Annotated in this window: 15 protein-coding genes and 2 pseudogenes; 9 read left to right on the top strand and 8 right to left on the bottom strand. The window is 59.8% G+C overall.

Annotation, left to right across the window (positions count from 1 at the left end):
• Window positions 1-68 precede the first annotated feature (68 nt).
• Genes MTX23_RS26500 through MTX23_RS26490 form a run of 3 tightly spaced genes read left to right on the top strand, consistent with a single transcriptional unit; the run spans window position 69 to window position 3,564 of the window.
• On the top strand, window positions 69-1,328 hold the full coding sequence (locus tag MTX23_RS26500; protein WP_280973145.1) for a glycosyltransferase: 1,260 nt from the start codon (window positions 69-71) through the stop codon (window positions 1,326-1,328).
• A 27-nt stretch (window positions 1,329-1,355) separates the two neighbouring features.
• The gene (locus MTX23_RS26495) at window positions 1,356-2,669 is read left to right on the top strand and encodes a Bcr/CflA family efflux MFS transporter (RefSeq protein ID WP_280973144.1); all 1,314 of its coding nucleotides are present in this window, start codon (window positions 1,356-1,358) and stop codon (window positions 2,667-2,669) included.
• A 28-nt stretch (window positions 2,670-2,697) separates the two neighbouring features.
• A complete protein-coding gene (locus MTX23_RS26490) occupies window positions 2,698-3,564 on the top strand; it encodes an alpha/beta hydrolase (protein ID WP_280973142.1) in 867 nt (288 codons plus the stop codon).
• 65 nt (window positions 3,565-3,629) lie between these two features.
• Here MTX23_RS26490 and MTX23_RS26485 read toward each other — a convergent pair whose 3' ends face one another.
• The 4 genes from MTX23_RS26485 to MTX23_RS26470 all read right to left on the bottom strand — a co-directional run bounded on the left by MTX23_RS26485 (window position 3,630) and on the right by MTX23_RS26470 (window position 8,297).
• Window positions 3,630-4,955: a type II toxin-antitoxin system HipA family toxin gene (locus tag MTX23_RS26485; protein ID WP_280973141.1), complete on the bottom strand. Its 1,326-nt coding sequence runs from the start codon at window positions 4,953-4,955 to the stop codon at window positions 3,630-3,632.
• Window positions 4,955-5,209, bottom strand: a complete 255-nt coding sequence (locus MTX23_RS26480) for a helix-turn-helix domain-containing protein (RefSeq protein WP_280973140.1) — start codon at window positions 5,207-5,209, stop codon at window positions 4,955-4,957. The genes MTX23_RS26485 and MTX23_RS26480 overlap by 1 nt, the downstream gene beginning before the upstream one ends.
• A 731-nt stretch (window positions 5,210-5,940) precedes the next feature.
• The gene (locus MTX23_RS26475) at window positions 5,941-7,500 is read right to left on the bottom strand and encodes an ABC transporter permease/substrate-binding protein (protein WP_280973138.1); all 1,560 of its coding nucleotides are present in this window, start codon (window positions 7,498-7,500) and stop codon (window positions 5,941-5,943) included.
• Window positions 7,497-8,297 carry an ATP-binding cassette domain-containing protein gene (locus MTX23_RS26470; protein WP_280973136.1) on the bottom strand — a complete coding sequence of 267 codons (801 nt, stop codon included), beginning with the start codon at window positions 8,295-8,297 and terminating at the stop codon, window positions 7,497-7,499. The genes MTX23_RS26475 and MTX23_RS26470 overlap by 4 nt, the downstream gene beginning before the upstream one ends.
• A gap of 1,239 nt (window positions 8,298-9,536) precedes the next feature.
• On the opposite strand from MTX23_RS26470, the pseudogene MTX23_RS26465 reads away from it, so the two are divergent.
• Together MTX23_RS26465 and MTX23_RS26460 are read left to right on the top strand one after the other, a co-directional pair.
• Window positions 9,537-9,838 (top strand): annotated as a pseudogene (locus MTX23_RS26465) (hypothetical protein).
• Window positions 9,835-10,261 (top strand): annotated as a pseudogene (locus MTX23_RS26460) (VapC toxin family PIN domain ribonuclease). Before MTX23_RS26465 ends, MTX23_RS26460 begins: the two co-directional pseudogenes overlap by 4 nt.
• Window positions 10,262-10,620: 359 nt before the next feature.
• Here the strand turns inward: MTX23_RS26460 and MTX23_RS26455 are convergent.
• Window positions 10,621-11,661 carry a nucleotidyltransferase domain-containing protein gene (locus MTX23_RS26455; protein WP_280973135.1) on the bottom strand — a complete coding sequence of 347 codons (1,041 nt, stop codon included), beginning with the start codon at window positions 11,659-11,661 and terminating at the stop codon, window positions 10,621-10,623.
• Window positions 11,662-12,190: 529 nt separating this feature from the next.
• Between MTX23_RS26455 and MTX23_RS26450 the strand changes: the two genes are divergently transcribed.
• Window positions 12,191-12,502 (top strand): helix-turn-helix domain-containing protein, encoded by a 312-nt coding sequence (locus MTX23_RS26450; protein ID WP_280973134.1) that lies wholly within the window; start codon window positions 12,191-12,193, stop codon window positions 12,500-12,502.
• A 379-nt stretch (window positions 12,503-12,881) separates the two neighbouring features.
• Window positions 12,882-13,760 carry a HipA domain-containing protein gene (locus MTX23_RS26440; RefSeq protein WP_280973133.1) on the top strand — a complete coding sequence of 293 codons (879 nt, stop codon included), beginning with the start codon at window positions 12,882-12,884 and terminating at the stop codon, window positions 13,758-13,760.
• A 349-nt stretch (window positions 13,761-14,109) separates the two neighbouring features.
• Here the strand turns inward: MTX23_RS26440 and MTX23_RS26435 are convergent, their stop codons facing one another.
• On the bottom strand, window positions 14,110-16,467 hold the full coding sequence (locus tag MTX23_RS26435) for a S9 family peptidase (protein WP_280978202.1): 2,358 nt from the start codon (window positions 16,465-16,467) through the stop codon (window positions 14,110-14,112).
• A gap of 829 nt (window positions 16,468-17,296) precedes the next feature.
• Window positions 17,297-18,133, bottom strand: a complete 837-nt coding sequence (locus MTX23_RS26430) for a shikimate dehydrogenase (RefSeq protein WP_280973132.1) — start codon at window positions 18,131-18,133, stop codon at window positions 17,297-17,299.
• Window positions 18,134-19,433: 1,300 nt separating this feature from the next.
• On the opposite strand from MTX23_RS26430, the gene MTX23_RS26425 reads away from it, so the two are divergent.
• Both MTX23_RS26425 and MTX23_RS26420 read left to right on the top strand, forming a co-directional pair.
• Window positions 19,434-20,324, top strand: a complete 891-nt coding sequence (locus tag MTX23_RS26425; protein ID WP_280973131.1) for a transketolase — start codon at window positions 19,434-19,436, stop codon at window positions 20,322-20,324.
• A 263-nt stretch (window positions 20,325-20,587) separates the two neighbouring features.
• Window positions 20,588-21,559, top strand: a complete 972-nt coding sequence (locus MTX23_RS26420; RefSeq protein ID WP_280973130.1) for a transketolase C-terminal domain-containing protein — start codon at window positions 20,588-20,590, stop codon at window positions 21,557-21,559.
• Here the strand turns inward: MTX23_RS26420 and MTX23_RS26415 are convergent.
• Complete coding sequence (locus tag MTX23_RS26415) at window positions 21,556-22,452, bottom strand: SDR family NAD(P)-dependent oxidoreductase (RefSeq protein WP_280973129.1); 897 nt, start codon at window positions 22,450-22,452, stop codon at window positions 21,556-21,558. The two genes, MTX23_RS26420 and MTX23_RS26415, sit on opposite strands and share 4 nt — an antisense overlap.
• Window positions 22,453-22,458 lie beyond the last annotated feature (6 nt).

The raw sequence follows: 22,458 nt of genomic DNA, 5'->3' as shown, positions 1-22,458 counted from the left end.
GCTTTAAGTTGCGCCTTCGGGGCGAGGGCTGCAGATCTTGGAATGCGCGACTGCGAAGAAAGGCGCCGATGACTTCTTACAATTTTCTCTTCGCCTCGTGGGGTACGTTGGGCAATCTCAGTCCGCTCTTGACAGCGGCTCGCCGATTGCGCCGGCATGGTCACCATGTTCGCGTGATCGCCGATCCGGCCATGCGGGTAGAAGTCGAGGCCGCGGATTTCGAGTTCGTGACATGGCGCCGCGCGCCAATAGGCAGGGCCGCGGACCCGACTGATGTCTCGGATATGCAGGACCGGATGCGTAGGGTCGTCTTCGAGCCTTGTTCCGCCTACGCAGCCGACATTCGCGAGGAGATTGGACGCGTGCCAACGGATGCGGTGCTCGGTCTCGACCTGCTGTTTGGTGCGGCGGTCGGGGCGAAAGCATGTGGCGTGCCGTTCGCGTTTCTCTCGCCTCATGTCAGCATTCGTCCGCTGCCCGGAATGCCGCCCGCGACCTCCGGACTGGGGCAACCGAAAATGCCGGAGGAACACGCCGAAGTCAGGCGAGCCTCCGATGCGCTCGCGGCAACATTCAATGCCTCTCTTCCTATCCTCAATCAAGCCCGTCTCGAGTTCGGTCTTCCCGTCCTTAGCGACGCTATGGAGCTGTTTGACGAAGCCGATCGCGTTCTGCTTGCCATCAGCCAGGCCTTCGATTTTGAGGCGGACGCTCTTCCGGGCAATTTTCGCTACATCGGGCCTTTGCTTGACGTGCCAAGTTGGTCGAAGTCGTGGCAGGGTCCCAGGTCCCCGCGATCCGATCGCCCTCGTGCGCTGATCGCCTGTAGCACGGGTGCACAGGGCCAGCGCGAAGTATTTCAGCGCGTCATCAATGCCGTCGGCACCATTGATCTCGAAGCTGTGTTCACGACCGGTCCAAATCTGGACATAGCCGATCTTCAAGCTCTGAAGAACGTCCATCTGGTGCGCGGCGCGCCCCACGACACCATTATGAAGGACGTCTCTGTTGTCATATCTCAGGGCGGTCACGGAACCGTTACCCGAGCACTGATCAATGCTTTGCCGCAACTCATCCTGCCAATGGGACGAGACCAGTCAGCCAATGCAGCGCGGATAGAGGCAAAGGGAGCAGGGCTTCGATTGGCACCGACAGCGTCCGCGCCGGAGATAGCGGCAGCGATCAAGCAGCTGATCAGCGAACCGCAATTCAAAGTCGCAGCCCGAAGCCTTGGCGAAATCATCCAGGCTGATATCGACACGTCGCCTGTTGTCCAAGAGATGGAGATTCTCGCGGCAATCGGACGACGGCGGCGCGGCCGCGCGTGACGAGCGAGCCGAGGTGCTGATCGGGCGGTGCTCCCGGACAGTTGCCTGATCGATGCGTTGTCTTTCCCTGATGAAAATTCCTCCAAGCCGGCGACATGGCGCGCCTTGACGCCGATCAATGGAAACATGGCCCTGCGCATCAATCCAAATTCGTTCGCCTTTACCTTGTTGCTCGGTCTTCTGGCCTCCTTGCCGACATTTGGCATCGACATGATCCTGCCAAGCCTCTCGGCTGCGGCAGCCGATCTCGGCGCGACCTCAGCCGATGTCGGGCTCGCGATGAGCGTCTATCTCATGACCATGGGAGCATCGCTTCTCGTCTATGGGCCGGTATCCGATCGCTTCGGCCGCAAGCCGATCATTATGTTTGGCTGTGCACTCGTTGTCGCCGCGAGCTTAGGCTGCCTCCTGTCAAGTTCGCTATCGCAGCTCCTGTTCTTTCGCGCCCTCCAGGGAGCTGGCGCATCGGCGAGCGGGATCGCTGCGGTTGCGATTGTCAACGACCTCTTTGAGGGGGAGGCTGCCGCAGCAAAGATGGCCAACGTAGTGCTCGCGATCTACATCGTCCCGATGATTGCGCCAATCGTCGGTGCTGTGCTGCTTGCGCTGGGCAGTTGGCGGACTGTTTACCTTGTGCCGCTCGCGGCAGGATTAGTGCTGCTCGCCGCAATGTCGGCCTTCAGCGAGAGCGCGACAATCGATCCGAACCTCAAGCGCGGCCATGGGACGATCCTGCAAAACTATCGTCGCGTTCTGCGACATCCACTCTGTGTGGGCTACATCCTTTGCAACGCCGCGGCTGCGGGAGCCGTATTCGCCTACGTGACCGGTTCATCACTATTCTTCATCAATGCTCTGGGGCTCAGCCCGTATCAATATGGTGTGATCTTCGCAGCCAGTTCGCTATCGGTCATGCTCGGTACCCGCGTTAACAGGATTCTCGGCCGTTCGGGGCTATCGCCGGCGCAAGTGATTGTGACGGGCCTCGCACTCTCGACTTTCCTGGCCACGTCCCTGGTCGCCGTGATGCTCGCGGGAGGCACGTCGGCCGTTCTGGTGGTGATCGTGATCGTCGGAGTCGCATTGTCGTTCGGCTTGATTTCGCCCCACACCACGAACGAAGCGGTGCGGCCGATGCCGGACATCGTAGGCACCATCAGTGCTGCCAGGGCTTTCGTGCAAATGATCGGCGCCGCGTTGTCCAGCGCAATGGTCGCGGCGCTTTTCGACGGGCATTCGGCACTTTCGATGGCTGCCGTGATGCTTGGCTTTTGCTTGTTGGCCTTCGCCATCTATGTCGGCCTCGTTCTTCCAGCCGAACATGTCGTCGAGGCCACTTGAACGCCAACCAATTTCGAAAGGAAAGACCGTGATCTCTTATGACACGTTGGAGCCCGTTGTGTTGCGTCGCGACGGCGTACGTCTAGCGCACGTTGAGGCCGGTCCTAGTACCGGTCAAACCCCTCCGCTGCTCCTTATCAATGGCTGGACTGGCGACCACGGCATCTTCACGCCGCAGATCGCTCATTTTGCGCAGTACCGTCGCGTGGTGGCCGTCAATATTCGCGGCCATGGCGCCAGCGATGCGCCTGAGCAGGAGTACACCATCGCGGGATTTGCGGACGATATCGCCTGGCAATGCGCTCAACTGGACCTGATCAAGCCGGTTGTGATCGGCCACAGCATGGGAGGCCGGATCGCGCTCGAACTGTGTGGCCGCTATCCGGACTTGGCCTCAGGCGTGGTCATGATCGACACAATTGTCATGCCACCGCCCAGCTTGCGCGATTCTCGCGAGCTTTCCGCGTTCCTGGAAGGTATCGCCGGGCCCGACTATCTTGCGGTCTTGACCGCAAACGCATGGGACATGGGCTGCGATTTCGACGATCCCGCCCGGAGAAAGACGATCTACGAGACTTATGTACGTCCGTCTTGCGAGAAAACGCCACAGCATGTGGCCTATTCGATGATACGGAACGCAACCTTGAACTATGATCCCGTCCCTGCCGCTCGAGCCTGCCGGATCCCTATGGCCTATATTTCCGCAGACGTTCCGCTGGTGAACATGGCGCGCGACCTCGATCGGCTGCAGGAGATCTGCCCGCAGCTGGTGATCGCGAAAACGATGCTCGCCGGACATTTCAACACGATCGAGGTTGCCGATCAGGTCAATGCCATGCTGGATCGCTTCTTGTCTGTCGGTCTTCGCCCGTGCCGACGTCGAAGCCTTGAATAGGTCCATGCGTCGCACCTCAAGAATCCCGTGCTCCGCTGGTTCCTCTGTCATGATCCTGACCGGAATCAAGGTGCTGCATTGGACCAGGCTTCCTTCATCAGGGTGATCCGGTGCAGTGCGGCGATCCTGATCGACTCCGTGAGCTCCGACGGAAATTCCTTCGGAAGCTTGTCAAGAACCCCGGCGAAAGCCGGCTTGAAACTTTCGACCAGAGACTCGAAAACTGAACGGACGAGGGGAGCTCCGACACCGGACATTTCGGCCGTCTGGATGAAGTGGCGAGGCTGGATTTCGCTCATTCTATAGTGTCGGCTCTTGCCGACGGACATTGCGAGCTTGAATACCTTGGGCTGAATCTGCTTTGCATCCAGGCTCGGTTGGGCGGTCAGCACGTCGTACAGGGGGGTGAGGCGGAAGCGCCCCCCTGGGCTTAAGAAGACACTGAAGTTCTTGGCGTGACCATCCGTTGCTCCAATCAGCCAGAACGCGACGGCCGCGCGCATGAATGTCGCCAGATCCTCCGCCGGCGCGTCGCTACCCTTGAGCAGTTCTAGAATCTCTTTCATCCCGGGGCCACCTTCCGACTGGTATTTCCTCGAAGGCGGCACCGACAGAGACTGGCAACAATCTTCCTGGGGAAGGCGCAGCAAGCGCCCGTTGCCTGTCCAGCGTCGATCAAATCGCTGGATGATCAGGGTCCGGCGTCCCCCGAACTCGCCGATCTCCGCGTTGGCAGTCGGTATGCCGAGGCCGAACAGCAGTTTCAGACAGAAATATTCGTTCTCAACGCTGTTGGAGAGGTCAACGCCGTTTGGCAGCCTGCCAATTTGCGGCTTGAGAATGTGCGTGGTCGCGGCAGTGCCGACCGGCTTGTACCATTTGCCATCGCGGCGAAGTAAGGCGGTTTTCTCCTGCGTGCCCGCAATCGAAAGTCTGAATTCTTCATCCTCGCCAACCCCGAGCGGAGCTGTAGCGAGGTTCTGGATGATGTTGCCAATATCGGCGTCACTAACCGGTTTCCCGTCGACCTTCCCGGCCGGAGCTGGATCGACCCCCTCAGGCAAAAACTGGAGCGCGCCAACGCAATCATGCCCGAGCGCGGACAGCATGCTGTAGGCGTCGATTCCACTCGCCCCGACACGTTCGGCCACGCGTCTGCGCATCGGTTCGCTATCGGGAAGCAGATTGTCGAACACGTTGACGACCGGCGCGCCGATGTAGCGGTCCTCTCGAAGGGGCAGCGAGAGAGAAATTGGAAAAGTGGATTCCCAGGCCAGCCATTGCGGATCGTACCGGAAATCGATTGCTCCGCTTGATTCACGCCGAAGCATGCCGACCAACCGTCCGTTGACGAACACATTTAAGGGAGCGTTCGCTCGTCGACGGGCCATCAGAAGACGCTTTCAATGTCAGCAGCGCTCGACTTGCTGCGCGGGCGGATCACCAGTTCGAGATCAAGGGCTGCCAGGGCTTCCATCAGGGTGCGCAATTGAATTGCGGGCGCGCCCCCCTCCAGGCGGGAAACTGTTCCCTGCCGCAGGTGAATGCGCTTACCTAGATCGGACTGCGTCAGCCCGGCCTGTTTGCGAACCCGGCGCAGGACGGCTCCAAGTTGCCTTTCCGTGCGGGCAATATGCTGCGTCATATCCAGCCTCCAAGGGGGATATACGCGATCCCGTATATTAAGTAAATACACGCGATCACGTATATTTCAGCTTTATACGCAAGCCCGTATAAACATGGAATAAGCGATGGCCCATACGCACGGATCTGAGATCAATGCCCGGAATCGGCACAATTATGCACGTCTCTGGGATCTTCCCTCGGTAACCTTCCGCTGATGCGCATCGCGAGGAGCGATTGTCGCTCCATGGTCCGCGCCTCTGATAAAGAGGCGATGCTGCGCGAGACCAACGTCATCGGCACGTCCCGCGAGCGCACCCTGCAACATAAGGGACGCGAACTCGCGCGCGAAATACGTCTTCGTACATCAGGCCCGGGACGCACTGTAAATCGACGGGAGCTGGACTCCGTCCCTTGGCGCGTCGCCGATGGATTCGACGAACTGAGGAGACGGCGTCGTCAAGAATGACGAAGTCGCCGATCTCCACAAAATCGCCGCTGGCAAGATCGTGGCTCTCGTCCTCCACGCGTCGCAAAGCGCCGTGATGAGGCGCGCCGCTGCCACTGTCCGAAGCCTCGTGATCGCCTGGTCGCAGAGGCGGCCCGATCGCCGGCGCTATTCCGCTCGTCGTGACCGGCCACGTGCTGTTTTAGCGGCAAGACTTCGGGCGTGAGTGCGTAAGCGGGGGGAGGGGCGGAGGGCAGAGGCGTCCACCGTGCTGTGCCCTGATTATTTTGCGCGCCGGCCCCCGCCTACTGCCCACTGATCCTCTGCCACAGCCAACGTGCCACCGCGGCGGGCGAAGAATTCGCGTCGCTTCCGCCGGCGCGCAAATTGGCTTCGCGCATCGCCGCGATGTCGATCCGGCCAAGCAGCGGCTTCAGTTCGGCCTGCAACGCCGCGTCATGCGCGCGCCGCGGTGCCAGCAGCAGGACCGCATCATAAGGTGGGATCGCGTGCTTGGGATCGGCCAGCGCCACCAGGTCGTATTTCTTGATCCGCCCATCGCTGGTATAGCCCGCGATGACGTCGACGTCGCCACTGGCCACTGCCGCATACATGAAATCCGGCTGCATCTGTCGTTGCGTGCGGAATAACAGGCCATAAGCCTTGTGCAGGGAGGCCCATTCAGGGCGTGAGAAGAACTCGTAGTCGCCCGCAATCGACAGCGCCGGTGCGTGCGCAGCCAGGTCGGCGATCGAATGAATTCCCAGCGCATCGGCGCGCTGCCGCGGCATCACCAGCGCATAGGCGTTCTCGAAACCGAGCGCGCCGAGCAGGGTGATATTCTGCTTTGCCAGGATCGTCGTCAACTCGGCGAGCAACGTTTCGCGCGGCGGCATATCGGTGCGGTGAAACTGGTTGACCCACAGCGTGCCGGAATAATCCACGTAGACGTCGATGTTGTTGGCTGCGAGCGCTTGGAAGATCACGTTGGAGCCGAGGCTCTCGCGCGTCGAGGCCTGCAATCCCGCCGCCTGCAACCGCTGCTCGATCAACGCGGACAGCACATATTGCTCGGCAAACGTCTTGGCGCCGACGATGTAGGTCGACGGCGCCCGCGCTATCGAAGGGGTCAGGGTGGCCGCGACCAGTGCGGCAATCCCGACGCTGCCAAACGTCGTGCGCAGGCGCCTGCGTTCGCGCAAGCCTCGCTCAATCAGCGCCAGAAGCTGATCGACCGCGAGCGCGAGCACCGCTGAAGCGACACAGCCGAACAGCACGAACACCCAGTTCTGCGTCTGCAATCCGGCGAAGATGTAATTGCCGAGGCTGGTCTGCCCGATCGGCGTCGACAATGTCGCGGTCCCGATCACCCATACCGCCGAGGTGCGGATGCCGGCCATGATCACCGGCAGCGCCAACGGCAATTCCACCGTGAACAGCGATTGCCGCGGCGTCATGCCCACACCTTGTGCCGCCTCAAGCAGTGTGGGATCGACACCGTTCAGCCCTGTGATGGTGTTGCGCAGCACCGGCAGCATGGAATAGAGCGCCAGCGCCAGCATGGCTGGCAAAAATCCGAACCCGGAAAAGTCGAAGCCGAACCAGCGAAGCGTCAACGACGCAATGGCGAGCAAGAGCGGGTAGAACAGCGCGAGCAGTGCCAGTCCCGGCACAGTCTGGACGATGCTTGCGAGGCCTAGCAGGATGCCGCGACTCACGGTGTGGTTGCGCGCGAGGATCGCGAGTGGCAGGCTGATCACGAGCCCGAGCGCCAGTGCTGCCAAGCTGACCTGAACATGGCTGCCAAGATAGTCCGGCAGGTGCGCTGCCGCGTCGCGCCAACGCGGGTCGGACAGGAAACTCATCCCGTGCTTGCCCCCGGGAGCAGGGCGTTCAGGCGCTCCGCCTGACGCCTGGGCGTGCGCAACAGCTCCGCCACATAGGGATCGTTGTTGTTTGAGAGCTCAGTTGGCCGGCCTTGCGCTACAACCTGTCCGGCCCGCATCACCGCGATGCGATCGGCAAGCAGCAAGGCCGCCGTCATATCGTGGGTGACCATGACCGTGGTCAAGGCGAGCCTGCGGTGCAGAGCGCGGTAGTCCTCGCCGAGAGTGTCGCGGGTCAGCGGATCGAGCGCGCCGAAGGGTTCGTCCATCAGCATGATACGAGGACGGGCAGCGAGCGCCCGCGCCACACCTACACGCTGCTGCTGCCCGCCCGACAGTTCATGCGGAAGGCGATCGCGATGGAGGGAGTGATCGAGACGTACCAGATCGAGGAGCTCATCGACCCGCGCGGCGATCTCGGCGGCGGCCCATCCCAGCAGTCTCGGCGTGATCGCGATGTTGTCGGCGACGCACAGATGCGGAAATAGCCCGCCACTCTGGAACACGTAGCCCATGCGCCGGCGCAAACGCACCGGATCGACGTCGCGCACGTCCGCGCCTTCCACCACAACACGACCACTGTCGGCGTCGAGCAGACGATTGGCAAGCCGCAACAGCGTGGATTTGCCGGAGCCCGAGGCGCCCACGATCGCCACGAATTCCCCCGCTGCAATATCGAGCGAGACATCGTCGACGGCCATGACGCGTCCGGCGTCATGACCGTTACCAAAGCTCTTCACGACATGGGCGTAAGCGATCAGCGGTGTGAGTGCCATGGTTGGACTGAACAGGTGCGCGAGCGTCCGGAATCCGAAGGGCGCTTCATTCTGCGGTAAGTAGTTAGCGACCCCCCCGATTTGAAGGACACCAGCAAGTCTACGAGACTAAAGCGGCCCGCCGTGACGCGCGGTAATGCGGTTGTTGGCTTGAGATGTCGAAATCGGTCATGGCGTCGGGCATTCCGATATGAAGCGTAGCACTATGACCCGAATAGTTCACGCTCGCCGAGCGCGCGTGTTGGTCCGTTTCGTACAGAGTTTGCCTTCGATCGGTCCTGTTCCTGCAAAGGCAAATACGCTAGTGCGAAAAGCGAAGCGGACCAGGCGGGCGCGGAGTGCGGGTGGATAGCCGCGTTATGCCGCAGCTATATCGGCCTGCATGAGTCCGACGGCAAGCCGATTGCTCGCGCGACGCGTGCTCGTCGTGAGGCCTCTCAGATCTTACAGGCAAGCGATCAGTCGCCCAGGCCGCGGACATCGTCCTTCCACTATCCGTCGAGTTTACGAACTTCATATTCACGCGCGGCGGAACCGCAAAGTCTACGTCGGCCGTCCCAAATTCACGCTGCTCTGGATGTGCTTGGTAGTCACCGCACTGCTAAGCAGAGCCACGCGCTCTGAGCCTTTGCGGCGATACCACTGAATGTCTGCTGATCATTATTGGCGCTGGAACTCTGCCATCGATCACAGACGAACGATGGCGCTGACACCAGTCGACGGCCGATCGTTTCAACCGTTAGCGTTCCGTCAGGTAACCCAAGTATCGGCGTCGCCCCGGCGCGTGACGATCGTCCGTTTCGGAAGAACGAAATCGTTGCGGGCAGGCGGCGTCGTCCCGTTTACATCGGAGATGATTTATGCGGGACATTGACGAGCGCGGGCAATCGCCCATTTCCGATCTTTGGACCAATGAAGCTGCCAACGCCGACGCCTCTCGTGTTGGACCTGCCGCTGGCCGTACTGAAGAGCGCCAATTATTCAATGCCGTCATGGATCGCATGCGCCCGGAATCTGAGGATTCGGGTGCCTTCTCCTCGGGCATCGAGCGCTACACAGCGGTGTCCGGCCGGACCGGTCTGCCCATCGCGAGTCTCAGCCGCACTCAGGAGCGTATCAAATGGCGTGCCTTCTCTGCTCCTCGAACAGTCTCGGCCGGCACGACGGTCGAGCAGATGAGTCAGTTCGATCAGGCGCGGTTCGGACCATTGCCACCAGATGTAGTATGGAGGGCGGGCCATGGGCAACGCCGCACGGAAGAGAGCGACGAAGAACTACCGTACGCGCCTGTACGCAGCGCGGCTTCACGCGCTTCGAAGTTATGGCCCACGAGTCCGGTCGCGATCTGATCCGGACGCTGGCCCGCCGCCTGGCCGAGGAAGGACCGGAAGCAGAGCAGGTTCGCGCCGCCGTGAAGACGGTCATCGCGGGCGAGCCTCCCAAGCATGGTGCTATCCTCACCGCACGCGTCGTTCGCCTCTGGTGGGTGCTGACCTGATCTTTCCCGCCATCGTGAAGAGGGGCGTAAGGTCGGCCCGTGAAGCGCTACCTTCTCGGCACCAACATCATCAGCAACGTCGTCAACCCATAGCCGTCGGGGTCGCTGCTGGCCTGGATGGTGGCGCAGCGAGATGAAGATCTGTTCATCGCGTCACCAACCGTCACGGAAATTCGTCGCGCGGCTCTCGAAAAGCCGCGCGGCAAGAAGCGCGATGCGCTCGACACCTGGTGCTCGGGACCGGAGGGGCCTCAGGTCTTGTTTGCGGGGCGCATCCTGCCGTTCGACGACTGGGCCAGCCTGGTCTGGGCCCGCCTCATGGCGGAGGGTGAGGCCGCCGGCGTCGCGCAGTGGGCATGTCACCGCCGCCGTCGCTGGTGCGAATGACTGCGTCGTGGTTACCGATCACGAAAAGGATTTCGTCGGGCTACAGATCGTCAATCCGATGCGCGAGGGCGCATCATGAACAACATTAGATCCATTGACATGATGTTCCTCGGCTTGGCTGCGCTAGAAGCGCATGCGCGCGGCTACGGTTTCGAAAAAATCTCTCCACGATCTGTTCGATCGCCTATGGCTTTGCGCAACGGCAGCCTTTCGATTAATGGGCGAACAGATCGACGGCAGATTTCAGTTCGGTAACGAGACCTGTCTCGTCGAAGCCAATTCGGCAGTCGCGACTGCGCATAAGTATTCCACCGTGTCGAGCATTACTCCACTCATCTCCCGTATGTCCCCATGCCCGATCTTTACGGGGATGAGCAGGAGCGCTGGATCATAATCATGGTACCGCCGCTACGCGGCGGCTATTGTCGAGCCTGACCGCTAGATCCGCACTGCGGTATCTTTCTGAACGAAAAGTCGCGCCGCGCTGTCTACCAATTCTTTCGGTAGCATCCTTAGCTGCTCTGTGTCGAAGGGCAGGTGGGTCAGATAGTTCGCGACCAGAGCACCCACGGCTTCCGCCTGTGCTGCATCTCGTTGGCGCTTCAGTGGCTCCCTGTCCGCACGACGCGACAACCAAAGCTTATGGACAGCCCAAACCCGCGGATCTGGAGCGACGATGCGAACCGGCTCGCCCTTTTCGTCGATTGCGACCGCCTCGAAACGCGGAGAATTCTGTAGCCAATCGAGTCCTTCGATTTGAATGGCGGACAGATCTTCGGGGTCCGAGCCGATCTTGTCAGGAGCCGTCTTCCAGGGAGGGCTCTGCATGGGCTTGATCAGATCGACAAGATAGCCGTCCCGGTTCACAGCTCGAAACGTCTGCTTGGCGCGTTGGAAGCTGGTGTCGACGCGTTGAAGTATTTTCAGAAGTGAAGATTCGGAGACGTCGTCCCCCACGAACGTCAGCCCGCCACGCGCGTCGAACAGAAGGTCGATGTCTTCCGTCGTGGCCAGGCTCGGATCGATCCTGACGCCCGAAGAGGCCTCATAACCGTAGATCGCGTTCGTTCCGAGAATCCGAATGCCCGATCCCAACATCCCGAAGCCATCGAGGGCGCGCATAATCCGGGCCCCGATCAGAGGCACGCGACCAAGGCCGAGCGCGCGATTGATCGCGGCTTGCCGGTTGATCGTATCGCGCAAATTCTTCAATCGGTCTTCCGCCGCAGCGCGCTTGGCCTCGAAGTCGGCCTTCATCTTTTCGGTTTCGGCAGACCGCGCCCCTAGGGAACTTTGCTTTCGGCGGCCGGCTTTGTCGTAATAGCTCCGGACCAAATATTCGTGGCCTTTGGACTTCGCCCAGGTCAGGGAACCGCGATGCGCGGCAGAGGCCTCCTTGGCGTCTCGCAGGGCCTGAAACCGCTGCCGGCTGTTGACCATCTCGCGGCGCTGATCATTATTAAGCTCTTGAAAATACACGGTTTCAACATTTGATTCTGATTTTTGCCGTCGGTGTTGAAGCCCTATTTATCACCTGTAATCAATGGTTTCAACAGTTAGTCTGATGTACTGACGCAAGTGTTGAAACCGGGGCGATTAGTTCCCTTCCGGGCCGCTCGTATCGCATTGGAGCCGACGTGGAGGCGGGCCCTTGGCGAAGCCGAGTGGGGAGGGACCGCCGCAAAACCATGGCCAGCGTGGCCGCGACTAACATGCCGTTCGCCACATCGCCGGCCGAAGCGCGCTCCGCATCGTGTCCCAGGCCATAGCCGCCCCGGTTTGCGACTGAATAGCTTGCGAGGCAGGTAGGAATCGACGCGCTGAACGAACTCGGCAATCGCCTGGTCCAGCATTTCCGCTCGGCTCGCCTTGAAACGCGCATCGGCCTTCTCGACGGTTGGTCGCGGGAGCGCCGGCACCTTTTGGCCCCAAAAGTTGCTCCTTAGGCCAACGCCCTGTCAGGACGTGTCATGCCTTTGAAAAGGTTGATGTTTCAGAAATTCTAGATATGTCAGCGCTCGGTGACATTTGGATTGCGCGTGCTCGTACACCTGCCGACCTCGGCGCTGTCATTCGCGACAGACGCAAACGCCTTAAGCTCGACCAGTCGACACTGGCCAAGCGGATCGGCGTCAGCCGTCAATGGGTGATTGAGGTTGAGCACGGACATCCGCGCGCAGAGCTGGCGCTTGTCCTTCGCGCGCTTGACGCCCTCGGCATCCCTGTCGACGCAAACAGTGGAACGCCCACCAGCCCCGGGTCAACCTCCGCGGTTGATATCAATGCCATCGTCGCCAAGGCCAAGAAGGGCAAAGCATGACGCGTGAACTTGTCGCGCTCCTAGACGGCAATGAAGTTGGTCGCGTGCGCAACGATGCCCGTGGCCGGCTGACTTTTATAACGATGACCGCACAGCTTACCCTCTCTCGCTCTCAATGCCGCTCGCCGCTGAAGAACATGGTCCTAGCGCCGTGCAGGCCTTCCTCTGGGGCTTCTGCCGGACAACGAACGTGTGCTCGATCGTTGGGCGAAGAAGTTCCAGGTCTCGGCCCGCAACGTCCTTGCCCTCATCTCTAACGTCGGCGAGGACTGCGCCGGAGCCGTCCAGTTCGTCAGGCCTGATCGGTTGGAGGCGCTGAAAACTGGCAAAGACGACAAGATCGAATGGTTGGACGAGCCGGACATACCGGATTCAAGCCTTGCGCGAAGACCACGCCGCTTGGCGTTTGCCGCACGACACCGGGCAATTCACTCTTGCAGGCGTCCAGCCGAAAACGGCCCTTGTTCTGAAGACAAACCGATGGGGCATTCCGTCTGGGCGCATTCCGACCGCGCACATCCTGAAGCCGCCGACCGGCCACTTCGATGGTCACGCCGAGAATGAGCACATCTGCCTGCAGCTCGCACGCGAACTCGCGCTGCCCGCCGCCGAAACCAAAGTGATGCGGCTCGAAAAGGAAGTCGCCATCGTGGTTGAACGCTACGACCGGCAAGTCAGTGGGAACGACATCATCCCGGTACACCAGGAAGATATCTGCCAGGCCATGGGCATCCTGCCGACCAGGAAATACCAGAACGAGGGCGGACCAAGGCCTGCGGATGTGATTGAACTCTTACGCACCCACTCGACGGACCGCGCGGCCGACCTTGAGACGTTCGTCAGGGCTTTGGGCTTCAACTGGCTCATTGGAGGCTCCGACGCCCATGCCAAGAACTATTCCTTGCTTCTGGCGAGCGGCCCTCACGCCCGTCTCGCACCACTGTACGATATAGCGAGCATTCTTACCTACGACCGCGTTGACCAGCGAAAAGTCAAGCTCGCCATGAAGGTCGGGGGCGAATACAAGCTCGATCAAATTGGTGTGCGTCAATGGCAGAAATTTGCGCGCGAAACGCGCGTTGATGCGGACGAGCTTATTGCAAGCCTGGTTTCCATGGCCGAACAGACTCCCAACCGCGTGGCGGATATTCACGCGCGCGCACAAAAAGAGGGGTTGGATAACGCCGTCGTCGGGCGATTGGCAACCTTGCTGCGTAAACGAGCCAATGACTGCCAACGTCTACTAAAGGGAACCTAGCTTTTCGGCGAAGCAGGTCAGTGCCGGCAGCATCAGCGGCAGCATGATGATCGTCGGCGTCGCGATCGATACGGCGATAATCGCGGCGATCGCCGTTGGCACGGCCGGCACCGCAATCGCCGGACCGCGATTGCGGTGATCTGTTCTTCCACAAAGCGGCTGCGCTTCATGCTCTGGTCCTTTGGCCAAAGCGAATTTCAAGCCGGGTTAGGCGAGTTGCGGCAAGTCACCAGGGCATGCTTTGCGTAAAGAGCAATGCCCGCCGATCTCGTGTACTTGATCCAACTGGCTTTCGCTTTCAAACGCTGACCAAGGATCCCGATTTCGCGAAGGCACTTGATGCGAAGCGTCACGGCCTCGGACATGAATGCAGAGGCGCCTTCATGCCATCAAGGCCTGGTTCGCTCTTCGGCAGCTCGATCGATGCGGCATTCCAGTTCGGCGGGACCTGCCCGAGTATGTTACGAACGAAGTAGTCTAGGACCTTGAGCTGGGCATAACGGCCAGGCGTTCCGTGATCGGCGCCGGGCACATAAAGCATGTCGAAGTATTTTCCCGCCCTGATGAGCCGATCGGCAAGCTGGAAGGTGGAGGACGGATCGACGTTGCGGTCCATTTCGCCGACAATGAGCATCAGCTTGCCCTGCAGCCTGTGGGCGTTGTCGATGGCGGAGGATTGCGAATATTCGATGCCGACCGGCCAACCCATCCACTGTTCGTTCCACCAGATCTTGTCCATCCGGTTGTCGTAGTTGCCACTGTTGGCTACGGCCACCTTGTAAAAATCAGGATGGAAGAGCAGGGCGCTCACCGCATTCTGGCCGCCGGCGGACGTGCCAAAAATGCCGACGTTGGAGATATCGTACCACGGATACTTCGCGCTCGCCGCCTTGTGCCAGAGGATGCGGTCGGGAAGGCCTGCGTCCTTCAGGTTCTTCCAGGCGATATCATGGAAGGCGCGCGAGCGGTTGTTCGTCCCCATGCCATCGATCTGAACGACGACAAATCCCAGCTCGGTGAGCGGTTCGACCCAGGTCGAGAAGGATTTCGGAACGAAAGAGCCCTGCGGGCCGGCATAGATCCGCTCCACGACCGGATATCTCTTGTTTGGATCGAAGTTGGCCGGCAGGTGAATGATGCCCCATATATCGGTCTTGCCGTCGCGCCCCTTGGCATGGAAGCTGAGCGGCGGCCGCCAGCCGGCAGCGCTGAGCTCGGCGATGTCGGCACTCTCGACATCCATCAGTTTGGCATTATCGCTGGCGCGATACAGCACCATGTGCGGCGCGACGTCGATGCGGGACCATAGGTCGACATAGTAGCGGCCGTCAGGCGAGAATTCGATGTGATGATTGGCCTGCTCAGGCGTGAGCGCAGTCAGGCCCTTCCCATCGAAATCGATGCGATAGGCGTGGACGTAGTAGGGATCCTCCCTCGGGTTCATCCCGCTGGCGCCAAACCAGATCTGGCGCTTGATCGGATCGACATAGTAGACCGCGCGGACCACCCAATCTCCTTTGGTGATCTGGTTTTTGAGCTCGCCGGTCCGGCCGTTGAACAAATAAAGATGCTCGTATCCATCGCGCTCGGAGGCCCAGATGATCTCGTTTCCGTCGTCCACGTCGTAGCGGAAGATCTTTCCACTATGCGGCTGGTTCACCAGAGGATGGTAGTCGACAAAGGTTTGGCTGACCTCATCAATCAAAGAGCTCGCGTGGCCCGTGGCGGCGTCTACCGCGACAAGTCGATAGAGCTGATGCCCACGTTGATTGTAGTCGAAGGTGAAGCCGCGCCCGTCCTCCCACCACTGGATCGGCGAAAGTTCATAGGGATTTGGAAACAGGGTATTATCGATTGTGATCTCGCGCTGGCTAACGATGTCAAACAGCACCGGCTGGGGCAGTGATAGGGCATCACCTGGCTTCGGATACAGCATCGTCGAATGTCTGGGTTGAAGCTGATCCCTCGGCGATGACTCCACGTAATGGATCTCTCGCTTGTGGCCCGGACGGATGCGGTAAGCTGCGAGGTGACGTGAATCTGGAGACCATTTCAGCGTCGAGACGGCATAGTAGTTGCTTTCGGACCCGTCAAAGGTCAGTGGGATGTCCTGCAAGCCGTCCTTGCTGCGCAGGACGATATTGTAGTTCCTGGTATAGGCCAGCCATTTGCCGTCAGGCGATACGCTTGCCTTGTGCGGATCATTCTCCGCGGGTGGCGTGTGGTCGTAGTAGCTCTGCTGACCGGCGTCCAGGCGCGATGCGTTTCGTGTGCAGGCGTAGCTTACAAGGTCGCAGCTCCATCGGATATTTTCAATGCTGAAGTCGATCTTATTGTCGGTCAGCTCGAAACGGGCGAAGGGCAGGTCGTCGGCCTTATAGTTCTTGTGGCTCGCCCTGTTCAGAGCCTTCGCGAGGCGGGCCTGATCAAAAGCCGGCTGCTTTACGCCAGTTGCCGCATTCACCAGCATGAACTGCTGCTTGCCTTGGGTCGTCCGTCGGTAGACGAACGCCTCGCCCTCGCGGAGCCAGAATGGTTCGGCGGGGACATTCACGGTGAGCCGGCCATAGCGAGCGCCGATCGTGAGCGCTCGCTCGTAATCGGATAGCGCCGGCGGTGGTTTAGCGATGTCCTCCGGCAGAGCCCGCGCGGCTGCCGAATCCTGCAGAGCCAACAGCGCAAGCATCAAGGCGCCGTACTTGTACATGATCCCTCCTGTTTGTATGTCGATACCGGAATGCTGGGATTGAACGTCGCCAATCACGTGCAGCAGCGTCGATGTCTTCTTGGGGAGAGCCGCTCTGGTCGTCTTGCGCATGACGCGACCGCGAACGTTGGCTCGAGCTGGGCAGACTCACACGGCGCACTGGCGGACATCTGGATGGGCGGTTCTGGTTGCTCTCAATGCGAAGACAGCCGATGAAAACGTAGGTGCCCTCGACGCGGGTATTCCTCTCGAAGATCGGCAAATCCCACCCGACGAACTGCTCCCTGTATCGTCACCGCCCCGGTTCGTTCGCTGCTCGATTAACATGAACGTTTCATGGCCTCCGTCGCCGTTCTGCGCTCTGAGCGGCAAGTGTCCGATCTGCTGTATGCATTCGTCATGCCAAGGTGCAAACGCAACAAAGTCGTCCGCAACGGCCAATGTCCGATATCCGGGATCGTCGTAGATCGGACAATGTCACTCGACATTGTGCTCGGCCGTCGGTGGCATCACGGAGCGTGCGGCCACCACAATGCGCCGTGACCGCACCTAGACCTCATCAACCTGTTCATGCGGTCGTTGCGGCTGCTCGGCTGGCCCGATCAGCTGGAACCTCGATGTCGTTGGTATCTTCGCCTTGGACGAGTGTGGCGATCGCGTTGGCAAAAGCTCCGATGAGCACCGATCAGGTTCGGGATATTCACCGGCTGAACGCAAAAAGTCGCAAGCAACCAAGGACCGTGGCGCCACGTGCTCAGCGATCCATCGCCAATACACGAGTCCGCTACTCCCTTCGAGCTCGAGCGGGGCAAGTTGGCGAGCCCAAGACCTATATGGAGGTCGCCCGCGTGACCGCCGTAGGGCTGTAGTCTCCTTGAGGAAAACCAAAGAATTCGCGCATCTCGGTGAGTTGGTTGTCCATCATCACGACGCCCGGCTGCACGTAGCAGCCGCGCGCTTGTGCGGTAAGCAGCAGCGGGGTCATCTGGGGATGAACGACAACGTCCCCGACCAATGCCCAAGGCACCAGATCAGTGCAGTCGATCGAGATCGGATCATCCGGTTTCATCCCGATCGAACTGGCATTCACAATGAGATCGTATCCTCGCGCCGATGCTGCCGAAATCCCGGACGGGATTCCGGCTGCCTGAAGTCGGCTCGCGAGAGCGTGCGCGCGATCTGTCACGATGTCCGCGACGTGGACAGAGGCCGCCGCCGCTTCTGCAATAGCGAAGGCGATCGCAGTGCCAGCTCCTCCCGCGCCAACGACGAGCGCGCGACGTCCCTCAATGCGTTGACCTGCGCCCAGCAATCCCCTGACGAACCCGACGCCGTCGAGAATGTCTGCATGCCAGCGGCCTTGGTCGTCCCGCCGCATGACGTTCACAGACTGCACCCGACGTGCCCGGTCTGTATGGATGTCCGCATGGTGCACAGCCGCCAGCTTGTGCGGGATCGTAACGATCAGACCGGCCAGGTTCCGGATCGTTTGCAGACTCCTGAGGGCGGTCTTCAGCTCGGCAGGCTTAACATGGAGCGGGACGCAGACCGCATTGAAGCCATTTGCGCGAAACAGAGCGCTCCAGACTTCAGGCGCGCGCACCTGCTCAATCGGATCCCCAACAATACCAAGGAGCTGCGTCGAGCCGTCAATGATCTTGCGCATCAAGCCTCCGCTTGCGAACTGAGCCCGCAGTTCGCTGAAGGACGGGCTACGGTTCTTCGCGAGTGCCGGCGCGCAGCCCGCCGTCGGGTTCTCCTGCGTTGAGCTTGCACCGACCAGCAGCGCCAGGCTGTGCCCGTGACCTGAAGATGCCGTCGCGGCAAGTGTCGTTGCGGAGTACGCGCGTCAGCCGATGTTGGCTCAGGACGACAAGATGGCTCGCGGAGCCGTTGACAGGTGTCGAAGTCTTGGACGAGCGGACGGCCGCGATCACGATCGGCGCGACAATCAAATCTTTCGATCGACACAGGAGCTAGACCTTGGCGAGCGACGGCAACGGCCCGGACGGATTTCATCAACAGTCTCGCATGAGCGGGATCTCCTGTCGAGCGACGATCCGCTGGTCGGCAAGCACGCAAGCGCAACCGCCACATTTGAGCGTGGGCGCTCCCGTCGTGAGAGCCACCGGCCCGCCTCGAGGACCTTCGAGCTCGTCACCAAAGACGACTTTTTTGACTTGGCGATTCATCCCGTCTTGTCCAAACGGCGTCGGGGTGAAGACACTATGTGTGTCAGGAGTCCGACAACTGACGTCCAATCTTCGGGCGAGGGACGTGATGCCGCCCTCTCAGGCAGGCTTATGACAGCATCTTTGCGGCATGCCGATTGCTCTGACATCCCCTGACGGAGCCGTTACGACCCAGACGGTCCCAAGCGGTCACCGGCCTTGGATTTCTGATGGAACTTGCTCGATCTCAGCTGATCAATCCATTGAAGGCAACTTCATGGATCGAAGCGCTGCCATGTGGCTCGAGGGCGTCATTGTTGCGCGCGGCGGCGTCGGTCCTTGAGGGCAGCAGAGGGAGCTCCCAGGCACTCGCCGGCGGAGAGCTCTTCCATGAGATGGAGCCGGCCGATGTCAGGCTGGCGCCAACCGGATGCTCGAACCGCGGAGCGAAATTGGGGGGCGATGATTTCGGCGCTCGTGCGAGAAGCCGGAAGTGATGGTGTTGAAGCAGCTTGAGAGCGTTTAGATCATGATTGTGAAGGGGGACGAACTCATTGCCAATCCAATGACTGAACGTTATGGGCTCGGCAATGGCCAGTCGACGGAGCGTGCGACGTCCAGTGAACGAGATATTGACATTTTCATCGTGGCGGACAGTGCCGCACCGCACAGCATGGACGGCAGGTTGTTGCTCAGTTCGACGACAGGAAGTCCATCAAACTAACCAACGAGGCCACGCCACTCCATCTCGGCACGATATTGCGCATGCAGCACCCTTGTCAGGCGTTGAATCTTATGGAGCAGATCAAGCCCACCAACGACCTATCGAAGCTCGCGTCGGCGGCGGAAATGCATAGAGCCGACGAATTGCTCTGCCGCACACTTCGTGCTCGCACGCTAAGCGCAGTCCAGGAAAGCGGCGGTGGACACATTGGCTCATCGCTTTCGTTGATCGAAATCCTCTATTGCCTGGTTTATCGATTTCTGCAGATCGATCCGCTGAAACCAGACGATCCTGGCAGAGATCGCTTCATTTTGAGCTCTTGCCAAGGAGCTGTGGCGCTCTTTGCCGTCATGCAGCTTCGCGGGTTCTTGCCGCCATGTTCGCTGGAGCGGTTTCTCGCGCCCGGTTCTGAACTGACGATGTTTCCAACCACCCGGATACCCGGCGTGGAGATGACGGGTGGATCTTTAGGGCACGGGATCGCGTTTGGAATCGGAACGGCGCTGTCCGCAAGACGATATGGTCAATCCTACTTAACCGTCGTGCTTATCGGCGACGGGGAAATGAACGAAGGATCCATCTGGGAGGCAGCCCTGGCGGGCAGCCACCTCAAGCTGAGCAATCTTCTGGTCATCATCAACCGAAATCGACTTCAGATTGACGGCCCAACCGAATCGATCATGGCCCTTGAGCCCCTGGCTGAGAAATGGAAATCGTTCGGTTGGAATGTGCAGGAAACCGACGGACACTCGCCATCGAACATCTTGCGCGCGCTCGATCTTGCCAGGGGCAACGCTGAAACGTCGACATCTCCACAGATCTTGATTGCGCACACGACCAAGGGGCGGGGCGTATCCTTCATGGAGAATTGCTTGGATTGGCATTACCGCGTTCCATCTGAGGCGGAGTACGAGATGGCGATCAAAGAGGTGGAGGCGTGCCGGTGCGCTGGCGGTCAATAACCGCCGTGACCTGCGGATCAGGGTTGGCCTAGCTCGTCGACCTGCAATGTCGAGAGTGAGCCTCGCCGGCGAATGGCTGGCTGACGGAATAGACGGGCCGATGTGGTGCAACGAGACGTCCCGCGGCTGGCATCGTCGACAGCAGCTCATCCCGGTGTCCGCCGCAAAGCAGATCCAGTTGCGCCCTCCATTGCGCCGTCACCGCAACAGTCGGTGCTTATGGCCAGAAGCCTGTCAAGTCCAGTAAGGAGCCACGCCTAGCCGTGTCGAGCCAATCTGTTGATCTTCGTTCCGCGTTCGCAGCCGCGCTCATCGGAAAAGCAAGGGAAGAACACGCCTTCACCCTCATTTCCGTTGATTCGAAGACATCATCGCATGTCGAGCAAATCGAGGCAGAGTATCCGGCTTACTTCCTAGACCTTGGGGTGATGGAGCAGTGCGCGGCCGGCGTCGCTGCCGGACTGGCCAGCTGCGGCCACAAAGTATTCATTGTCGGCATCGCATCGTTCGTCACCATGAGGGCTTATGAGCAGATCCGCACAGTTCTGTCCCATGAGAACTACGACGTTAAGATCGTCGGCCTGTGGTCCGGCCTCTACTACACCTTCCAGGGGCATACCCATGTTCCCCACGAAGATATCTCGATCATGCGCAGCTTGGACAATGTATCCATTTACTGCCCAAGCAGCGAGCTCGACATGCGCAACGTCGTCGATCTCCTCTTTGCCGAACGGGGATTTGCTTACCTACGCGTGGAGAACCCGTTCTTGCCGGCCAGGATGAGGGCGCATGGTGGAGAGAGCTTGGAACTCGGCAGGCTGCAGATCTTAAGGCGGGGCCACCGCGTGACAATTCTGAGCATGGGCCGCTGCCTTCTCGGCGCTATCGACGCCGCTGATTTGCTGAATGACAAAGGGATCAGCTGCAGCCTTCTCAATGCAATCCGTCTGTGGCCGTTTGACGAAACCAGCTTTCTGACAGTGCTCAAAGAAACAGACGTACTCGTCACTGTCGAAGAACATGGGAAGGTCGGCGGGCTAGCCAGCATTGTTTCGGAGTTGCTCGTACGGCATCGCCTGGATCACGTCAGACATTTGCCGCTCTCTGGTTCCTCGAAATATCAAAACAATCTGTCCTATGAGGACGCGCTCGACAGCTTTGGATTGACGGGCGTCAAAATATCGACGGCCGTTATGCAACTGCTCGACGGCCGTGACGACACGCAGGCCGACTAACGCATGTTCCAGCCGCCATCCACCGTTATGGTGTGGCCTGTGATCATCCGGCTCTTGGTGTCGGAGGCGAGGAAGAGCACGAGCTCGGCGATATCGCGAGCCTGACAGAAGCTGTTTAAAGGCACCTGGCGTAGGAGCGATTGCTGCTGTTCCTCCTGCAGGCGAAGCATTCCTCCCTCTACTCCGCCAGGCGCGATGCAATTGACCCTGATATTGAACTCTGCAAGCTCGCGCGCCAGTGATTTGGTGAGGTTATGGACCGCAGCTTTTGATGCGCAATAATGGATACCGGAATTGCTGTACGGAAACCTGTTTGACGTCGCGCTTGTGGCTCCAATGAAGCCCATCACTGAGCCGATGTTGACGATATGACCCGAGCGCTGCCGACGGAAATACTCGCTTGCGGCCTTGCAGGTCAAGAACACGCCGTTCAGATTGACGTTGATCACATTGGTCCACTCATCAAGGGTCAGATCCCAAAGCCGTGCTCTTGTTGAGCCCTCTCGCTTGGGCGAGATTCCTGCCGCGTTGACCAATAGATCAAGTCTGCCCTCCCGATCAAACAGTTGCGCGAAGGCCCCGTTGACCTGATCTTCTCTGCAAGCATCTCCCGGCAAGTAGATCACCTCATCGGAGGAACGATCCCGCGATGGGGGACGTCGATCGAAAACGGCTGTGCGATAGCCCTGATCCGACAATGCGTGCACGATACTTTGTCCGATATTGCCAGAACCGCCCGTGACGATTGCAACCTGCCGGTTAGCGAGCATTAAGAAATCTCCGTTTTTGTTCCAGGCAAGCCAAATGCGGTTGCATCTGCTTGGCTGAATGGTTTCTCGATAAATATGTCCGAGCCATCCCGTCGCGCTCGATCGCGCTTTGAGAGCGTCCATCGGCGC

It is taken from the genome of Bradyrhizobium sp. ISRA436, from assembly GCF_029910015.1.
Classification (GTDB): Bacteria; Pseudomonadota; Alphaproteobacteria; order Rhizobiales; family Xanthobacteraceae; genus Bradyrhizobium.
Note: the sequence above shows the minus strand (reverse complement) of the source record. Positions and strands in the feature narration are given on the sequence as shown.

Bases quoted from the DNA above. Each gene is read 5' to 3' on its own strand.
- MTX23_RS26485 (WP_280973141.1), bottom strand. From the start codon at position 4,955: ATGGCCCGTCGACGAGCGAACGCTCCCTTAAATGTGTTCGTCAACGGA.
- MTX23_RS26500 (WP_280973145.1), top strand. From the start codon at position 69: ATGACTTCTTACAATTTTCTCTTCGCCTCGTGGGGTACGTTGGGCAAT.
- MTX23_RS26470 (WP_280973136.1), bottom strand. From the start codon at position 8,297: ATGGCACTCACACCGCTGATCGCTTACGCCCATGTCGTGAAGAGCTTT.
- MTX23_RS26430 (WP_280973132.1), bottom strand. From the start codon at position 18,133: ATGCGCAAGATCATTGACGGCTCGACGCAGCTCCTTGGTATTGTTGGG.
- MTX23_RS26435 (WP_280978202.1), bottom strand. From the start codon at position 16,467: ATGTACAAGTACGGCGCCTTGATGCTTGCGCTGTTGGCTCTGCAGGAT.
- MTX23_RS26450 (WP_280973134.1), top strand. From the start codon at position 12,191: ATGTCAGCGCTCGGTGACATTTGGATTGCGCGTGCTCGTACACCTGCC.
- MTX23_RS26425 (WP_280973131.1), top strand. From the start codon at position 19,434: ATGGAGCAGATCAAGCCCACCAACGACCTATCGAAGCTCGCGTCGGCG.
- MTX23_RS26475 (WP_280973138.1), bottom strand. From the start codon at position 7,500: ATGAGTTTCCTGTCCGACCCGCGTTGGCGCGACGCGGCAGCGCACCTG.
- MTX23_RS26480 (WP_280973140.1), bottom strand. From the start codon at position 5,209: ATGACGCAGCATATTGCCCGCACGGAAAGGCAACTTGGAGCCGTCCTG.
- MTX23_RS26415 (WP_280973129.1), bottom strand. From the start codon at position 22,452: ATGGACGCTCTCAAAGCGCGATCGAGCGCGACGGGATGGCTCGGACAT.